This is a genomic window from Streptomyces sp. NBC_00057 (genome assembly GCF_045041165.1).
Taxonomy (GTDB): Bacteria; Actinomycetota; Actinomycetes; order Streptomycetales; family Streptomycetaceae; genus Streptomyces.
Window position 1 is genome coordinate 1325530 of sequence record NZ_CP108256.1, and the last position, 16784, is coordinate 1342313.

The 16784-nt window shown below is 71.4% G+C and carries 20 protein-coding genes; all 20 read left to right on the forward strand.

What is annotated here, in order from left to right:
• Positions 1–32: 32 nt before the first annotated feature.
• The 20 genes from OG953_RS06405 (at position 33) to metK (ending at position 16784) form a co-directional block, all read left to right on the forward strand.
• Positions 33–698 (forward strand): FMN-dependent NADH-azoreductase, encoded by a 666-nt coding sequence (locus OG953_RS06405; protein ID WP_405682970.1) that lies wholly within the window; start codon positions 33–35, stop codon positions 696–698.
• A gap of 75 nt (positions 699–773) precedes the next feature.
• Complete coding sequence (locus OG953_RS06410) at positions 774–1562, forward strand: SDR family NAD(P)-dependent oxidoreductase (protein ID WP_405682971.1); 789 nt, start codon at positions 774–776, stop codon at positions 1560–1562.
• Between the two features lie 227 nt (positions 1563–1789).
• Positions 1790–2458, forward strand: a complete 669-nt coding sequence (locus OG953_RS06415; RefSeq protein ID WP_405682972.1) for a flavodoxin family protein — start codon at positions 1790–1792, stop codon at positions 2456–2458.
• A 41-nt stretch (positions 2459–2499) separates the two neighbouring features.
• On the forward strand, positions 2500–3615 hold the full coding sequence (locus OG953_RS06420; protein WP_405682973.1) for a Gfo/Idh/MocA family protein: 1116 nt from the start codon (positions 2500–2502) through the stop codon (positions 3613–3615).
• A complete protein-coding gene (locus tag OG953_RS06425; protein ID WP_405682974.1) occupies positions 3612–3956 on the forward strand; it encodes an antibiotic biosynthesis monooxygenase family protein in 345 nt (114 codons plus the stop codon). Before OG953_RS06420 ends, OG953_RS06425 begins: the two co-directional genes overlap by 4 nt.
• The gene (locus OG953_RS06430) at positions 3953–5167 is read left to right on the forward strand and encodes an FAD-dependent oxidoreductase (RefSeq protein ID WP_405682975.1); all 1215 of its coding nucleotides are present in this window, start codon (positions 3953–3955) and stop codon (positions 5165–5167) included. The genes OG953_RS06425 and OG953_RS06430 overlap by 4 nt, the downstream gene beginning before the upstream one ends.
• A complete protein-coding gene (locus OG953_RS06435) occupies positions 5167–5898 on the forward strand; it encodes a SchA/CurD-like domain-containing protein (protein WP_405682976.1) in 732 nt (243 codons plus the stop codon). Before OG953_RS06430 ends, OG953_RS06435 begins: the two co-directional genes overlap by 1 nt.
• A complete protein-coding gene (locus OG953_RS06440) occupies positions 5895–6779 on the forward strand; it encodes an NAD(P)-dependent oxidoreductase (RefSeq protein WP_405682977.1) in 885 nt (294 codons plus the stop codon). Before OG953_RS06435 ends, OG953_RS06440 begins: the two co-directional genes overlap by 4 nt.
• Positions 6776–7762: an amidohydrolase family protein gene (locus tag OG953_RS06445; RefSeq protein WP_405682978.1), complete on the forward strand. Its 987-nt coding sequence runs from the start codon at positions 6776–6778 to the stop codon at positions 7760–7762. Before OG953_RS06440 ends, OG953_RS06445 begins: the two co-directional genes overlap by 4 nt.
• Before the next feature lie 46 nt (positions 7763–7808).
• A complete protein-coding gene (locus tag OG953_RS06450; RefSeq protein ID WP_405682979.1) occupies positions 7809–8204 on the forward strand; it encodes a cupin domain-containing protein in 396 nt (131 codons plus the stop codon).
• Positions 8201–9463 (forward strand): beta-ketoacyl-[acyl-carrier-protein] synthase family protein, encoded by a 1263-nt coding sequence (locus OG953_RS06455; protein WP_405682980.1) that lies wholly within the window; start codon positions 8201–8203, stop codon positions 9461–9463. The genes OG953_RS06450 and OG953_RS06455 overlap by 4 nt, the downstream gene beginning before the upstream one ends.
• Positions 9460–10695, forward strand: a complete 1236-nt coding sequence (locus tag OG953_RS06460) for a beta-ketoacyl synthase N-terminal-like domain-containing protein (RefSeq protein ID WP_405682981.1) — start codon at positions 9460–9462, stop codon at positions 10693–10695. Before OG953_RS06455 ends, OG953_RS06460 begins: the two co-directional genes overlap by 4 nt.
• A gap of 43 nt (positions 10696–10738) precedes the next feature.
• On the forward strand, positions 10739–10999 hold the full coding sequence (locus tag OG953_RS06465; protein ID WP_405682982.1) for an acyl carrier protein: 261 nt from the start codon (positions 10739–10741) through the stop codon (positions 10997–10999).
• Between the two features lies 1 nt (position 11000).
• The gene (locus tag OG953_RS06470) at positions 11001–11483 is read left to right on the forward strand and encodes an SRPBCC family protein (RefSeq protein WP_405682983.1); all 483 of its coding nucleotides are present in this window, start codon (positions 11001–11003) and stop codon (positions 11481–11483) included.
• Positions 11480–12679 carry an acyl-CoA dehydrogenase family protein gene (locus OG953_RS06475; protein WP_405682984.1) on the forward strand — a complete coding sequence of 400 codons (1200 nt, stop codon included), beginning with the start codon at positions 11480–11482 and terminating at the stop codon, positions 12677–12679. Before OG953_RS06470 ends, OG953_RS06475 begins: the two co-directional genes overlap by 4 nt.
• 44 nt (positions 12680–12723) lie before the next feature.
• Entirely contained in the window at positions 12724–13854 is a 1131-nt protein-coding gene (locus OG953_RS06480) for an acyl-CoA dehydrogenase family protein (RefSeq protein WP_405682985.1), read from the forward strand.
• Between the two features lie 48 nt (positions 13855–13902).
• Complete coding sequence (locus OG953_RS06485; RefSeq protein ID WP_405682986.1) at positions 13903–14232, forward strand: TcmI family type II polyketide cyclase; 330 nt, start codon at positions 13903–13905, stop codon at positions 14230–14232.
• On the forward strand, positions 14225–14440 hold the full coding sequence (locus tag OG953_RS06490) for a hypothetical protein (RefSeq protein ID WP_405682987.1): 216 nt from the start codon (positions 14225–14227) through the stop codon (positions 14438–14440). The genes OG953_RS06485 and OG953_RS06490 overlap by 8 nt, the downstream gene beginning before the upstream one ends.
• Positions 14437–15528: a methyltransferase gene (locus OG953_RS06495; RefSeq protein WP_405682988.1), complete on the forward strand. Its 1092-nt coding sequence runs from the start codon at positions 14437–14439 to the stop codon at positions 15526–15528. The genes OG953_RS06490 and OG953_RS06495 overlap by 4 nt, the downstream gene beginning before the upstream one ends.
• The gene (gene metK, locus OG953_RS06500; RefSeq protein ID WP_405682989.1) at positions 15525–16784 is read left to right on the forward strand and encodes a methionine adenosyltransferase; all 1260 of its coding nucleotides are present in this window, start codon (positions 15525–15527) and stop codon (positions 16782–16784) included. Before OG953_RS06495 ends, metK begins: the two co-directional genes overlap by 4 nt.

Consider the following 16784-nt stretch of genomic DNA (forward strand, 5'->3'; position numbering starts at 1 on the left):
ACTTCGGATCATCTTGCTTGGAAGGGATTGTTGTGCCGCAACTGCTGCATCTCGACGCCAGTGCCCGGAGTGACTCTTTCTCAAGAGAGCTCGGTGCCGCCTTCGTCGACCACTGGAAGGCCGCCCACCCGGATGGCACGTACACCTACCGTGACCTGGTGGCGGAGCCGGTGGAGCCCATCGACGAGGCGCGCGTGCGGCTGGCCACCCAGTCCTCCCTGAACGGCGTGCAGGACCTCGCGGCCATGGACGCCGTAGCCGCCGCGCCCGAGCTGGCCGAGGCATGGGCGGTGACCCGTCCGCTCATCGAGCAGCTCCTCGCCGCGGACGTCCTGGTCATCGGCACACCGATGTACAACTTCTCCGTCCCGGGTTCCCTCAAGACCTGGATGGACCGGGTGACCCTGCCGTGGCTCCCGCTCGCGGACAAGGCCGCCGTGATCCTCAGCGCCCGCGGCGGCGCCTACGGTCCCGGCACCCCCCGGGAGCAGTTCGACTTCCAGGAGCCCTACCTGCGTGCCTACTTCGCGGCACTCAAGCTGGAGAACATCGAGTTCGTGCACACGGAACTCACCCACGCACCCGTCATGCCCTTCCTCGCGGACTTCCGCGATGTCCACGACACGTCCCGGGCCGCCGCACTGGACGCGGTCAAGGCACTGGCTGCCCGGCTCCCCGCCGAGGCCCCCGCCGACTGAGGCCTTTGGGCCGGGCGGGACCCCCGCCACTCGTCGTCACTCCACGCACTTCAGTAAGAGAGGACATCCCGCACGATGGACACCGCACTCAAGGACCGTGTGGTCCTGGTCACCGGCGCTTCGAAGGGAATCGGCGCCGCGACCGCTCGCGCGTTCGGCCAGGAGGGCGCCCGGGTCGCCATCACCTACCGCGACAGCCCGGAGAAGGCCGAGAAGGTCGCCTCCGAGATCGAGAGCGCCGGCGGAAAGGCGCTCGTGGTCCGGCTCGACCTGGAGGACCTGCGTACAGTCGAGGAGGCCGCCAACACCGTCATCGAGCAGTGGGGCGGGATCGATGTGCTCGTCGCCAACGCCGTGCGCTGGGGCGGAGACGGCCCCCCGGACCCGAGCATCCGGTTCGAGGACGTGCCGCTGGAGGAGTGGCAGGCCATGATCAGCGCCAACCTGATCGGAGCCGCCGCCCAGGTGCGCGCCGTCCTGCCGAGCATGCGCTCGCGCGGCTGGGGCCGGATCGTGCTGATCTCCTCCAGCGTCGCCGAGGAGGGCCTGCCTGGCCCCGGTCCGTACGGAACGGCCAAGTCCGGCCTCTACGGCCTCGCGCGCAGCCTCGCCTGGGAGGCCGGCCGGGACGGCGTCCTCGTCAACGTGGTCGCCCCCGGCTTCACCCTCACCGACAGCCGCCCGCCCATTCCCACGTTCATCACCGACAAGCTCGCCGCCGGCACGCCCACGCGCCGTCTCTCCGACTCGGACGATGTCGCCAAGCTGGTGCTCTTCCTCGGCTCGGGAGCCAACGGGAACCTCACGGGCGAGGTGGTCCGGGACGGTTCGTCCGCCGCGCGCGCCCCCCACGTCGGTCCCTGACGCGCCACACCCCTGACCGGGGTTCCGTCCGATGCAGTCGGGCGGAACCCCGGTCTTTTTGCATGCCCGGACACTGTCGCTGCACTGCGTGACGACGTTTGAGGCACGGGGTGACGGAGATTGTGACGGTACAGCTCTGACGCCCCCGCGCGCCCCTTCGCCGGACGATTGCTCACGAAGGGCGGCCGCGGAGCCGCCCCCGCAGGGGAGAGGAAGGGCAGCAGGACATGCAACCCCGAATCGCCATCATCTACTTCAGTTCGAGCGGGGTGATCTCTCAGGTCGCCGAGCATCTGGCGGAAGGGGCCATGGCACGGAACGCGGAGGTCCGCGTACGGGCCCTGGGCGCGAAGAGCGAGTCCCCCGGCCCCGATTCCACTCCGACGGCCACCGGGCCGGCCGAGCCGACGCTCGACGATCTCGACTGGGCCGACGGACTGCTGTTCGGCACACCGACCTGGTTCGGGAACATCGCGGCTCCGCTGAAGGCGTTCCTGGACACCACGAGTCCGCTGGCGCTGCACGGCCGGCTCGCGGACAAGCCCGTCACCGGCTTCACCAGCGCCTCACTGCCCAACGGAGGCCAGGAGGCCGCGCTGCTCGCGCTGTACCACACGATGTTCCACTGGGGCTCGCTGATCGTCCCCACCGGATACACCCACCCCGTACTGCGCAGGATCGGCGGCAATCCGTACGGCCTGTCCCTGACGGCACCGGACTCGGGCCGGCTGACCGCGGACCAGATCGAGGCGGCACGTTTCGTGGGCGGCAGGATCGCCCGGATGACCAGGCAGTACGCCCCTGCCGGCCTCCCGTCCGTACACGGCCTCTGGGCGTCCGGCACACCAGCGAGCCCTGCGGGGACCCTCACCGCCGCGGACTCACGGCGCGTGTGAAACCCCCGAGCTCCCACCCACCACAGAGGCGAGAGGCTCCGATGAACGCGAAATTACGAGTGGCAGTGGTCGGCGCAGGATGGGCCGGCGGACTGCACCTGGAAGGGTTCCGGCGCGCGGGCGCCGAACTGGCCGGTGTCTTCAGCCGCACCCGGAGCCGGGCCGAGGACCTCGCCGTCAGGTACGAAGTGCCCATGGTCGCCGACAGCCTCGCCGACCTCCTGCGCGAGGCCCGCCCCGACGTGGTGTCCATCGCCTCGCCGCCGCCGGCCCACCACCAGCAGGTACTGGAAGCCGTCGAGGCGGGCTGCCACGTGCTGTGCGACAAGCCCGTCGCGATGACGGCCGCGGAGGCGCAGGACATGCTCGCGGCCGCCACCAAGCAGGGCGTCCAGCACGCCACCGGCTTCATCTGGCGCGGCGATCCCGGGCTGTCCCGGATGCGGGACCTCCTGCGTGCCGGACGCGTCGGCCAGGTGCGCGAGGTCCACAGCACCTGCGCGCTGGGCGCACCCCGCATGGCCATGAACTGGATCTACGACGAGTCGGCCGGCGGCGGCGGGCTCATGCAGCACGGCACCCATGTGATCGACCGTCTGCGCTGGCTGCTGGACGCGGAGTTCACGGCGCTGAGCGGACGGCTCCTGCACGATGTGCGGACCGCCCCGGTGGGTCCCGCCTTCCACAACACGCTGGACGCCTTCGCCTGGGCCCGGGACAACCAGGGGCGCGAACTCGGCACGATGCCGACCGCTCCGGTCACCGCCGACGTGGGCTACGACATCCTCGCTGAGCTGAGCACCGGGGTGCGGGCGCGCCTGTGGGAGTCCACCCACCTCACCGGACCCGCGGAGGAGGAGATCACGGTCACGGGCGACGAGGGCGCCCTGACCTGGAGCGGCGCGGACGGCCTGACGTTCCGGCCGCTGGGCGGAGCCCCGGAGTCCCTCACCGTGGACGGGATGTCCGGCTCCGGATCCAGCACACGTCACGAAGTGGGTCTGCAGCGGTGGGAGAGGCTGACCACCTCCTTCCTCGCGGCCATCCGCACCGGCGCCCCGCAGAACCATCCGACTCTTGAGGACGGCTGGCATGTCGCCCGCATCGTCGACGCCGTCAAGCGCAGCCATACGACCCGACGCTGGGAGGAAGTGTGAGCGAGCAAGCCCCCACGGTGCCGAGCGGGCACCTGCGAGTGATGTTCTTCCTGACCGTCGAGGAAGAGGCACAGGGCCGCTTCCTCGACGCCTACGACCGCATCTGCGCCGATGTGGCCGATGTCCCCGGACACCTCATGGACCAGGTGTGCCAGTCGCTCACCGACCCCGGTGAATGGGTCATCACGAGCGAGTGGCGCAGCACCGAGGACTTCCTTTCCTGGGAGTCGGGCGAGGGACACCGCGAACTGGCGATGCCGCTCGTCGCGGAGACCACGAGCCGCCGCTCCCTGCGCTTCACCGTGCGGCGCGAGACGCGCCGGAAGGCGGGCGTCCGATGAGCGGCCAGGGGCGTGTTCTGGTCGCCGGCGCCGGCATCGCGGGCCTTGCCACCGCCATCGCGCTCCGGGACGCCGACTTCGACGTGACCGTGTTCGAGCGCGCCGACGACCCCTTGGGCGCCGCCGGCTCCGCGCTCGGTCTGCACCCGGCAGCGGTCCTGGCCCTGCGGTCCCTCGGCATCGACGGCCCGGTCGTCGAGGGCGGCGCCGAGGTCGATCGCTGGGAACTGCTGGACTGGGACGGCCGGCGCATCGGGGGCTGGCCGCAGACCAAGGTCTCCGAGGCGTTCGGAGCACCGAGCATCACGGTGCCGCGCGCCCGCCTCCACCAGGCCCTCCACGCCGCCTTCCCCGACGGGCAACTGCGCCGCGGAGCCACCGCGGCCGGATACCGGGAGACCGGCGACGGCGTCGAGCTCCTGCTCTCCGACGGGACCCGCGAGAGCGGCCACCTGCTCATCGGCGCCGACGGACTGCGCTCGGCGGTCCGCCGCCAGATGCACGGCGACACCCCGCTGCGCCCGGCAGGCTTCACCGCCTGGAGAGCGGTCAGCGACAAGGTCATCGAGAGCGACCCGGTTCCGACGGCCCGTCAGGTGCTCGGTGCCGGAGCCACCTTCGGATCCTGGCCGCTGCCGGGCGGACACACCTACTGGGTCGCGACGCTGGCCGACGAGGAGCAGGAGGCGGCGGGCCTCACCCGCCGCCCGGAGGGATCCCCGCACACGCCCGAGGAGCACGCCCGCCTCGCGGATGCCTTCCGGACGGCACGGTCACCGGCCGCCGAGCTGGTCGAGGCGACCGCGTCGGACCGGGTCGTCCGTACCCCGATCCTCGACCGGCCGCCCCAGGCGGGCTGGTCCACCGCACGCACCCTGCTCGTGGGAGACGCGGCCCATCCCATGCTGCCCACCACCGGCCAGGGCGGCGGCCAGGCACTTCTGGACTCCGTCGCCGTCGGGAACGTACTGCGCGGCGCCGACCTGCGGGACCACCACGGCCTGGCCGGGCGCCTGCACCAGTTCGAGGCACAGCGCTTCCCGGTGACCGCCGGAGTCGCCCAGGCCGCATGGCACCTGGGACGCCTCCACCACGAACGGGACCCCGAGCAGGTCGCCCTGCGCGACCGCCGTTTCCACGCCACCACCGAGGCCGAATGGCTCAGCCGACTGGGTCTGGGTCCGGCATCCACCGCCGCCAGGAGCGCCTGATGAAGCGTTACGCACTCACCTTCACCGTGAAACCGGGGAGCGAACCCGATGTCGCCCGCATCCTGTCCGGCTACGGCCGCCCGGCCGCGGGACGAGGCCCTGGCGGCCCCCCGCTGCTGCGCCGCACCTCGGTGTTCCTCGCCGGGAACCGGGTGATCCGGGTGGTCGACATCGACGGCAGGCTCAGCGACGTCATGGCGCACCTCGGGGAGCAGCCCATGATCAGGGCGGTCGAGGAGGCGCTCGACCCCCACCTGGAGGAGGCCCGGGACCTGTCCGGGGCCGATGGGGTCCGCAGCTTCCTGCACCGTTGCCTCCTCCCGGTCGTCCATGACCGGCACACCCCCGGACACCTGCTGCCCGACGGCCCCGGCGGGCACCCCGGGAACCGCGTCGGCCTGGTCTACCCGGCCCGCACCGGGCGGGGCGGCGATCTCGCCCAACTCCTCGCCGGCACCCGGGTCCTGCGCCCGACCACCCCGACCACCCTCGCCCGCACCACGATTTTCCGGCGTGGCGACCTGGTCCTGCGCCTGGCCGAGGTGCAGGGCGACACGGACGAGGCCCTCGACCGGATCGCCGAGGCCGCCACCCGTCACGGCGGCGCCGACAAGCTGGCCGAACTGGTCGAGGCCGACGAGAACCTCCACGACACGGCCGGCTTCCGGGCCTTCCTGGAGCGGATCTCCGTGCGCCTGCTCACGGACCGCCGGATCGGAGCACCGGCATGAGTACCACGACCGCGGCGGTCGTCGGACTGGGCGTCATGGGAGGCGGCATCGCCCGCCGCCTCCTGGACCGAGGCGTCCGGCTGACCGTCTGGAACCGCTCCCCCGGGCCCGCCGAGGCACTCGGCGAACTCGGTGCGACCGTGGCACGGACGCCCGCCGAGGCGGCCCGCCGCGCCGATGTCGTCCTCGTCTCCCTCGCTGACGGCGAGGCCACCGAACAGGTACTGCTGGGCCCGGACGGCATCCTCGCCGACGGCCCCGTCGAGGGAGTCCTCGCCTCGGCGAGCACCATCTCGCCGGACCTCCTGCGCGTCGTCCGCGAGCGCACGCCCACGGTCCTCGACCTGGGACTGCTCGGCAACGGACACCACGCGAAGAGCGGTGAACTGCGGGTCTACGTCGGAGGAACGGACAAGGACCTGTCCCGGGCCCAGGACATCCTCGACCTCATCGCCAAACAGGTGGTGCACGTCGGTGGGCCGGGCGACGGCATGCGGCTGAAGCTGCTCATGAACACCCTGATGGGCATTCAGGTGCAGGCCATGGCCGAGGCCACCGCCCTCGGCGAGTCGGTCGGGCTCCGGCGCCAGGCCGTCCTCGACGCCATCACGGTCAGCGGATTCGCCACCCCGGTCATGGGATTCAAGGCCCGGCGGCTCGCCGCCGACCGCTACGACCAGCCCGACTTCCGGCTCCGGCTCATGGCCAAGGACCTCGGGCTGGCGATGTCCGAGGCGGACCGCACCGGTCTCCACCTTCCCCTCGTCACGAGCGCCCTGGCCACCCACGAGGAGGCCGTCCGCCGCGGCGACGGAGACCTGGACTGCGCCGCCGTCGGCCGTACCATCACCGCGCCCGGCGGGAAGGGGACCCGGCCGTGACCATCGACGTACACGGTCATCTCAGCCCGCCGGAGTCGTTGCGCAGGTTTCCCATGCCCCGCTCGCTCGGTGACGCCGAGGCGATGATCGAGACCAAACTCGCCGCCGGGGTCGACCTGACCGTCATCGGCAGCCCCGTGGGCGCCGGCGCCATGGTCCCCGTACCGGGGGTGGACAACTACGCGCAGACGGAAGAGGAACTGGCCCGGTTCCACGACTGGCTCGGTGAGCTGGTCGCCCGGTACCCGGACCACCTGCGCGCCTATGTGTACGTGAACCCCTTCGGGGGCGACGCGCACCTGGCGGCGGTCCGGGCCAGGCTGAAAAGGGACGAGTTCGTCGGACTCATCGCCAACACCAGTGTGGCGGGCCGCTACCTCGACCATCCGGACGCCGCCGACTTCTTCGCCCTCGCGGCCGAGACCGAGGTTCCCGTGCTTCTGCACGCACCCGCGTCGCCCGCCGCGGGCACCGGACTGGCAGACCTGATGACCGTGGAACAGCTCGGCCGGTTCGCCGACGTCACCATCGGCCTCGCCTGCTGCGTCCTCGGCGGCTGGCTGGAGCGTCATCCCCGCCTGCGGCTCATCGGCCAGGGCGCGGGCGGCGCACTCGCCCTGCTCGCGGAGAAGCTCGACCGGGCCTGGTCACCGGAGCACTGGCAGCGGGGCGGCGGCGGCCCGCAGCCCGGGCCCGCCACGCCTCCGCTTCCCCAGCCGCCCAGCAGCTACCTCGACCGTCTCTGGGTGGACACCGCGACCCCGAGCACCGCCGCCGTGGAGCTCGCCCTGCGCGTCTTCGGCCGGGACAAGGTGCTCTACGGCACCGACTCCCCACCCCTTCCGGGCGGTTCGGTCCACGCAGGACTCCGGCTCGTCGACCGCCTCGACATCCCCGAAACGGACAGGCAGGCCGTCCGCGAGGGCAACGCCCGCGCGCTGTTCGGCGCGGGGCTGCCACGCCCTGTCCCGGCCGGCGCCTGACCGCCGTGCCACTCACCTCATCCTTCACGTCCCGCTTGGAGTATCCGTGACCACCAGCAGGCCCACCATCCCGATCATCGGCATCGACGACGTACCCGCCAACCGCAAGCGCGGCGGCGACATGCGCACCCTGCTCAGCCCCGGCACGGTCGGTTCCACCTCGGGCTTCATGGGCGTGGTGATCCTCAAGCCCGGAGAGCGGGTGGTGGAGCACTACCACCCGTACTCCGAGGAGTTCCTGTACCTGACCGACGGCGCGGTCACCCTCGACCTCGACGGCGTGCCCCACGAGGCGCACGCCGGCCAGGGCCTCCTCGTCCCGATCGGCGTCCGCCACCGCGTCCGCAACACCGGCGACGAGGAGGCGCGGATCGTCTTCCACCTCGGTCCTCTCGCACCCCGGCCCGAGCTGGGCCACGTCGACACCGAAGGTTTGTCGTGAACCGTCGCGCGGTCGTGACCGGCGTCGGAGTCGTGGCCCCGGGGGCCACCGGCACGAAGGCTTTCTGGGACATGCTCTCCTCGGGCCGCACCGCCACCCGCGGGATCACCCTCTTCGACCCGGCGGGCTTCCGCTCCCGGATAGCCGCCGAGTGTGACTTCGACGCCGGGGCCGTACTCACTCCGGAACAGACCTCTCGCATGGACCGCTATGTGCAGTTCGGTGTCGCCGCGGCTCAGGAGGCACTCGCCGAGTCCGGCCTCGGCGTCGACGAGGAGCTCTCCTGGCGCACCGCCGTCTCGATGGGCAGCGCGGTCGGTGGCACCACCCAACTGGAGGCCGAGTACGTCGAGGCCAGCGCCCGGGGCGCGGCCTGGACGATCGACCACCGGAAGGTGTCCAGCGACCTGTTCAGGGTGTTCTCGCCCGCCCCGCTGGCCGGGGAGGTCGCCGGATCCGTCGGCGCCCGAGGGGGCGTGCACACCGTGTCCACCGGCTGCACCTCCGGCCTCGACGCGATCGGCTACGGTCTGCGGCTCATCGAGGAGGGCAAGGCCGACGTCGTGATCGCCGGCGGGGCCGAATCGCCCGTCTCACCGATCACGGTGGCGTGCTTCGACGCCATCCGGGCCACTTCCACCCGCAACGACGACCCCGCCCACGCCTCCCGGCCCTTCGACCTCACCCGCGACGGGTTCGTGCTGGGGGAAGGGGCCGCCGTTCTCGTGCTGGAGGAGGCCGGACACGCCAGGCGACGAGGGGCACACGCCCGCTGCCAGGTCAGCGGCTTCGCCACCCGGGGCAACGCGTACCACATGACCGGCCTGACCCGGGAGGGCCTGGAGATGGCCGAGGCCATCGACCAAGCCCTGTGGCACGCCCGCGTGGACCCCTCCGACGTCGACTACGTCAACGCCCACGGTTCCGGCACCCAGCAGAACGACCGTCATGAGACCGCGGCCGTGAAGAGGGCGCTCGGCGCCCACGCCCACAACACGCTCGTCAGCTCCATCAAGTCGATGGTCGGTCACTCGCTCGGTGCCATCGGGGCCATCGAGCTCGCCGCCTGCGTCCTGGCCATGGAACACTCCGTGGTACCGCCGACGGCCAACCTGGAGGTCCCGGACCCCGACTGCGACCTCGACTACGTGCCGATCCAGGCACGCGAGGCCCGGCTGCGCAACATCCTGTCGGTCGGCAGCGGCTTCGGCGGATTCCAGTCCGCCGTCGTTCTCACCCCGGGGGAGCACGCGCGATGACACGACGGACCGTCATCACCGGCATGGGGGTGATCGCTCCCTCCGGCGTAGGCGTCGACGCGTTCTGGCGCTCCGCGCTGGAGGGCCGTGGCTCGCTGGGCCGGCTCTCCCGATACCCCTCCGACGGGTATCCCCTCACGGTCGCGGGCGAAGTGCTCGACTACGACCCGGCCGGCTCCATCGACTCACGCATCACCGTGCAGACCGACCGCTTCACCCAGTTCGCGCTCGCCGCCGCCGACCTCGCCCTGGAGGATGCGGAGCTGCGTCCCGACGACCTGCCGCCCTATTCCTTCGGGGCGGTCACCGCCAGCGCCGCCGGCGGGGTCGAGTTCGGCCAGCGCGAGATCGAACGGCTGTGGAGCAAGGGGCCCGCGCACGTCGGTCCGTACCAGTCCATCGCCTGGTTCTACGCCGCGAGCACCGGGCAGCTGTCGATCCGGCACGGGCTCAAGGGCCCGTGCGGCGTCCTCGTCGCCGACGAGTCGGGTGGTCTGGACGCGATCGCGCACGCCGCCCGGGACATCCGCTACGGCACCACCGCCATGCTCGTGGGCGGGGCCGAGGCACCGTTCGCACCGTTCTCCATGGCCTGCCAGTACGGGCACGGACTGCTCAGCGACGCACAGGAACCGGACCACGCCTACCTGCCCTTCAGCACCCGGGCACGTGGCTTCACCCCCGCGGAGGGGGGCGCCATGCTCGTACTGGAGGAGAAGGAGGCACGCCCAGGCACCGCACGCCCCACGGCAGCCAGGCCCCAGGTGAGCGTCGCGGGCCACGGCACCACCCATACCGGCGCCCTGAACCACGAGGAGAGCGCCGAGGGACTCACGAAGGCGATCGTCGCCGCCCTCGACGAGGCGGAGTGCGCCCCGCGGGACATCGGCGTGGTCTTCGCCGACGGGCTCGGCGTTCTCGCAGCCGACCGGGCTGAGGCGGCCGCGCTGCGGGAGGTCTTCGGCCCCGCTCTCGACTCCGTTCCCATCACCGTTCCCAAGTCCGGCTACGGGCGCGCCTACGCGGGGGCGGCCGCCCTCGACGTGGCGCTCGCCACACTCACCCTGCGCCACGGCCTCGTCCCGCCCACCCCGTACGCCGACGGCACCCACCTCGGCATCGACCTGGTGACCGGTGCGCCCCGCCCCACCACGACGGGCGCCGCGCTCGTCCTCGCCCGCGGCCTTTCGGGCGGCAACTCCGCACTGGTCCTGCGCACCATCCCGGCCTGACCCGGTTCCGTCCGGGCTCCCGCATCCACTCTGGAGGAGAAGCATGTCCGCATACACGGCCCTCAGCCACGAGACGCTCGCCGAGGTGATCAGCCGGTGCGCCGGAGCCACCACCAACGCCGCCATGCTCCGGACCGCACAGCCCACCTTCGCCGAACTGGGGGTCGACTCCCTCGGCCTGCTCGGCATCGTCGCCGAACTGGAGCAGATGCTCGGCATCCAGCTCGGCCCGGACGCCGAGCAGAGCTCGTCCCCGGACGAGCTGCTCGGCACGGCCAACGCTCTCCTGCGATCGGCGGCCTGACATGCCCGGAAGCACCAGCAATTCCGTCGTCATCGCCGCACCCCTCGACCTCGTCTGGGACATGACCAACGACGTCAAGAACTGGCCGCAGTTGTTCAGCGAGTACGCGTCTGCCGACATCCTGGAGCGCGACGGCAACCGGGTCGTCTTCCGGCTGACCATGCACCCGGACGAACAGGGCCGGACGTGGAGCTGGGTCTCCCAGCGCGAGGCCGACCCCGAGACGCGCACCGTCAGGGCGCACCGCGTCGAGACGGGCAACTTCACCTACATGAACATCCACTGGGCCTACACCGAGGTTCCCGGCGGCGTCCGCATGGAGTGGACGCAGGACTTCGCGATGAAGCCCGAGGCGCCCGTGGACGACGCCTGGATGACCGACAACATCAACCGCAACAGCGCCGTGCAGATGGATCGAATCCGCCGGCTCGTCGAGGCACGCGCCGTGGAGAACGACGCCCGAACCGAGGAGACGCGCTCATGACCAACGGCATCACCACCACCGAAGACGGAGCGGACAGCGCCCTGCTGGAGTCCGCGCGCCGGATCGCGGCCGGCCTCCCGGCCCGCTCCCTCGACATCGAGTCGTCGGGCACCCTCCCCGCCGACCTGGTCAAGGAGTTCGCCCAGCACGACCTCTTCCGCCTCGCCATGCCGGTGGCGCTCGGCGGCACCGGGGCCGCGCCCCGCACCATCGTCGAGATCATCGAAGAGGTGTCCCGGGGGGACGGCGCGACCGGCTGGTCGCTGCTCATCGGGAACATCGGCAACGCGTTCCTCGCCTGGCTGGAACCCGAGGTCGCCCAACGCATCCTGGCCGACACCCCCGACATGATCGTGGCGGGAGGCCAGGCCCCGCTCGGCCAGGCCGTGCCCAAGGCGGACGGCACCGGGTACACCCTCGCCGGGCGTTGGCCGTTCGGCAGCGGCAGCCTGCATGCCCACTGGTACATGGGCGGGTTCATCGTCATGGAGGACGGCAGGCCCAAGATGAACGACTGGGGCGCTCCCGTCATGGGCGTGGCCTACTTCCCGGCGGACCAGGCCGAGATCGACGACACCTGGCACGTCGCCGGCCTCCAGGGCACCGGAAGCCACGACATCCTCGCGAAGGGCATCGATCTCCCGCTCGCCCACACCTCCGTCCCCTACTTCGAACGCGCCACGTACGACGACCCGCTCTACCGGCTCACGGCCTACAACCTCCTGCTCACCGTCATGGCGGGCTTCCCCCTCGGCGTCGCACGCCGCGCGCTCGACGAGACCCGCAGCCAGCTCGCCGAGCGCAAGCTCCAGAGCGCCGGCAAGACGTACATCGAGGACCCCGCCGTCCAGGTGGCGATACTCACCCACGAAACCGCCCTCGACGCGGCCCGCCGGCACGTCCTGGACACCCTGGACGAGCTCCTGGAGGCGCTCGCCCACGACACGCTCGACTACGCGGAACGGGCCCGCCTGGCCGCCTCGGTCATCAACGCCTACGACGTCGGCCGGGAACTGGTGCAGGGACTCTTCCGGCTCGGGGGAACGGCCGCCGCACTCGACACCAACCCGCTCCAGCGCTGTATGCGTGACCTCGTCGCGGGGTCCCAGCACGTGGCCTTCTCCTTCGACTCCCGCAAACGCATCGCCAACGCCCGGCTCGGCCTGCAGACCGCGCCCGCGTTCTTCGGCGTGTGAAAGGCCCCACCCAGCCGCAACCGAGAACAAGTGAGGCAGAGACTATGTCCGTCACCACACTGGAGAGCTCACCGGTCGAGGAGGCCGTCCGCCTGGCGGCTACCCTGCCGGACCGGGCGTTGGAAGTGGAAGCCGGCCGGACCGTTCCGGCCGACCTGGTGGGTGAGCTGCGCGAGGCGGGCCTGTTCGGCCTCATGACGCCGGCCTCGCTCGGCGGGCTCGAAACCGATCCGATCACGATCGTCAGGGTCGTGGAGGAACTGACCCGGGGCGACGCCGCCACCGGATGGACCGTGCTGATCGGCCAGGGCGCCGGCTACCTGGCCTGGCTGGACCCGAGCGCGGCCCAGGAGATCGTCAGCAGCACCCCGTCCCCGCTGATCACCGGTTCGATGGCACCCCTCGGCACGGCCGTCGACACCGGTGAGGACGGCATACGGATCAACGGCCGCTGGCCGTACACCAGTGGCTGCGGGCTCTCCGACCACCTCGTGGCCGGATACCGTCCGGCCGAAGGGCCGCCGCGATTCGCCCTGCTGCCCCGTGCCGCCGTCACCGTCCACGACACCTGGCGCGTCGCCGGGCTGCGCGGCACGGGAAGCCACGACATCGAGGCCACCGACGTGCTGGTCCCGCACCGGTTCACCTTCGACCCGTACGGCCCGGCGCGCGAGGAAGGCCCGCTGTACCGGCTTCCGTACATGAGCTATCTGCTCGTCGCGATGGCCGGATTCCCCCTCGGCGCCGCCCGGCGCATCGTGGACGAGTACCGCGGCATCGTCCTCGGCAAGCGCAACACCGAGCGGACGCTGCTCGCGGAGACCCCCATCGTGCAGGCGGAGATCGCCCGTTGCGAGGCGACGGTCGGCGCGGCCCGCGCCTTCGTCCACGAGGCCATCGCGCAGGTGTGGGCGGAGACCCAGGACGGCATCGCCTCACCGCGGTCACGCGCGCGGCTGACCGGCGCGGTCCAGCACGCCATGCGGGCCACTCTCGATGTCGCCGACTCCGCCATGCGCGCCTGTGGCGCCAGCCAGCTCTACGACCGGGCCCCCCTCCAGCGCTACTTCCGCGATGTCCAGACCGCCGCACAGCACATCGCCTTCGGCCTGGAGGCACAGCGTCGCGTCGGCTCGGTCCTGCTCGACCAGGAGGTCCCCGACTTCCTCATCTGACCCGCGCCGGCAGTTCCCTCCCCGCCACCGAACCAGGAGACAGAACAGATGCACCGCAGCCTGATCGTTGCCCGCATGCTCCCCGGGGCCGCCCCGGACATCGCCGACATCTTCGGACGCTCCGACCGCGACTCCGACCTTCCGCAGACCATCGGCGTCCGCTCGCGCAGCCTCTTCCAGTTCGGGGAGGTCTATCTCCACCTCGTGGAGGGCGACGCACCGGTGGAGGAAGCCGTCACCCGTTCCCGCAAGCACCCGGAGTTCCGGCGCATCAGCGAGGAACTCGGCCCCTTCGTCTCGGCGTACGACCCCGAGACCTGGCGTGAACCCAAGGACGCCATGGCCCGCGAGTTCTACCGCTGGGAACGCGATGCCTGAGCCGACGCGCCCGGTCGCCGGGCGGCGAAGGACCTACTCCCTGTGGGATCCGTTCGGCATCGGCTACCCGGTGCCGCCGGAGGCGCCCGTCGCGTACCGGTTCTGGTGCGCCGCCGTTGCGGGCCTCCTCTACCTGGGGTGGTGGTACGCCGCGGCCCATCCCTACGCCTCACTACCCGACCGACGTCATGAGAAAGGCACACAATGAGCGGCGACCCGCACAAGACCGGCCTTCCGGGGCAGGCCGTGTCCGACGGCCCCCCGGACGCCGTGGCACTCAACGAACTGGTCGTGACCACCGCCCCGTGGGCCTTCCAGAGTCTGTACGTCGCAGCGAAACTCGGCCTCGCGGACGCGCTCCGGCAGGGCCCCAGGCCCAGCGACGACCTCGCCGAGGAGACCGGCACGCACCCCGGCGCGCTCTACCGCTTCTGCCGCGCCCTGGCGGCCCTCGGAGTCCTGCACGAGTACCCCGACCGTGTCTTCGGGACGACACCCATGGGCGCCGCCCTGCGCTCCGACGCCCCGCGCGGCCTGCGCCACTTCATCATCGTCAACGGCGAGGAGAGCTTCCGCGCCTGGGCCGACGTGATGCACACCGTCCGCACCGGCGAAGCCGCCTTCGACCACGTCTACGGAATGTCGCACTTCGCGTACCTGGCACAGGAATCGGCAGCCAGCACCTCCTTCAACGCCATGGCCAGAACGGGCGCGCCGACACAGACGGTCGACCGCTGCGACTTCGGCAAGGACCAGGTCGTCGTGGACGTCGGCGGCGGCGCCGGCGGACTCCTGGCCCACGTCCTGGAGCGGTACCCGCAGCTCAAGGGGATCCTCCTGGACACACCCGAGGGCGTCGCCCAGGCTCCCGGACTCCTGGCCTCCTGCGGGGTGCTCGACCGGGCGGAGATCAAGGGAGGGAGCTTCTTCGACTCCGTTCCTACCGGTGGCGACAGCTACATCCTGTCCCGCGTCATCCACGACTGGAACGACGAGGACGCGTTGCGGATCCTGCGCACCGTACGCGAGGCGATGCCGCCCGGCGCGCAGCTGGTCCTCATCGACAAGGTCATCCCCGACGTCGCCGGATTCCACCCGGGCAAGTTCTCCGACCTGCAGATGCTGGTCGTGCTCGGCGGCCAGGAACGCACCCTCGGCGAACTGACGGCGCTGCTGGACCGCGCAGGCTTCCGTATCACCGACACACAGATGCCCGAGTTCGGACCGGAGGCTCCCTGGGCGGAGGCCCTGATCCAGGCGACGGCGGTCGACCCCGACGAGAGGAACGAACGATGACCGGCGCACGACCTCACCGGAGCAAGGGGCTGCGCCTCTTCACCTCGGAGTCCGTCACCGCGGGCCACCCCGACAAGATCGCCGACCAGATCAGTGACACGATCCTCGACGCGCTGCTGGCAGAGGACCCGAGCTCCCGCGTCGCCGTGGAGACCCTGATCACGACCGGGCTGGTCCATGTGGCCGGCGAGGTCACGACCAGGGCGTACGCCCCCATCGCGCGGCTCGTGCGCGAAAAGATCCTGGAGATCGGCTACGACTCCTCGGCCAAGGGCTTCGACGGTGCCTCGTGCGGGGTGTCGGTCTCGATCGGTGCCCAGTCGCCGGACATCGCGCAGGGCGTGGACACGGCGTACGAGAAGCGCGTCGCAACCCTGTCCTCCGACGGGGACGGGGACGGCGGAGACGAGCTGGACAATCAGGGCGCGGGCGACCAGGGCCTGATGTTCGGTTACGCGTGCGACGAGACACCGGAGCTCATGCCGCTCCCGATCCACCTCGCGCACCGACTCTCCCATCGTCTTTCGGAGGTGCGCAGGAGCGGCGCCCTCCCCTACCTGCGCCCCGACGGAAAGACCCAGGTCACCATCGAGTACGACGGGGACCGCGCCGTCCGCCTCGACACGGTCGTCGTCTCCTCCCAGCACGCCCCGGGTATCGATCTGGACTCCCTGCTCACCCCCGACATCCGGACATTCGTCGTCGAGCCCGTCCTCAAGGCGCTCGTCGACGACGGCATCAAGCTGGAGTGCGATGACTACCGGCTGCTGGTCAACCCGACCGGCCGCTTCGAGATCGGCGGCCCGATGGGCGACGCCGGCCTGACCGGCCGCAAGATCATCATGGACACCTACGGCGGCTACGCCCGCCACGGCGGCGGTGCCTTCTCCGGCAAGGACCCCTCCAAGGTCGACCGGTCCGCAGCGTACGCAACGCGCTGGGTCGCCAAGAACGTCGTCGCCGCCGGGCTCGCGACCCGCTGCGAGGTCCAGGTCGCCTACGCGATCGGCAAGGCCGAGCCGGTCGGTCTCTTCGTGGAGGCGTTCGGCACGAACACCGTTGCCATGACCCGGATCGAGGCCGCCATCAGCGAGGTGTTCGACCTCCGCCCGGCCGCGATCATCCGCGACCTCGACCTGCTCAGGCCGATCTACGCACAGACCGCGGCGTACGGTCACTTCGGCCGCGCGCTGCCCGAGTTCACCTGGGAGCAGACCGACCGCGTGGCGGCCCTGCGCAAGGCCGCAGGGGTCTGA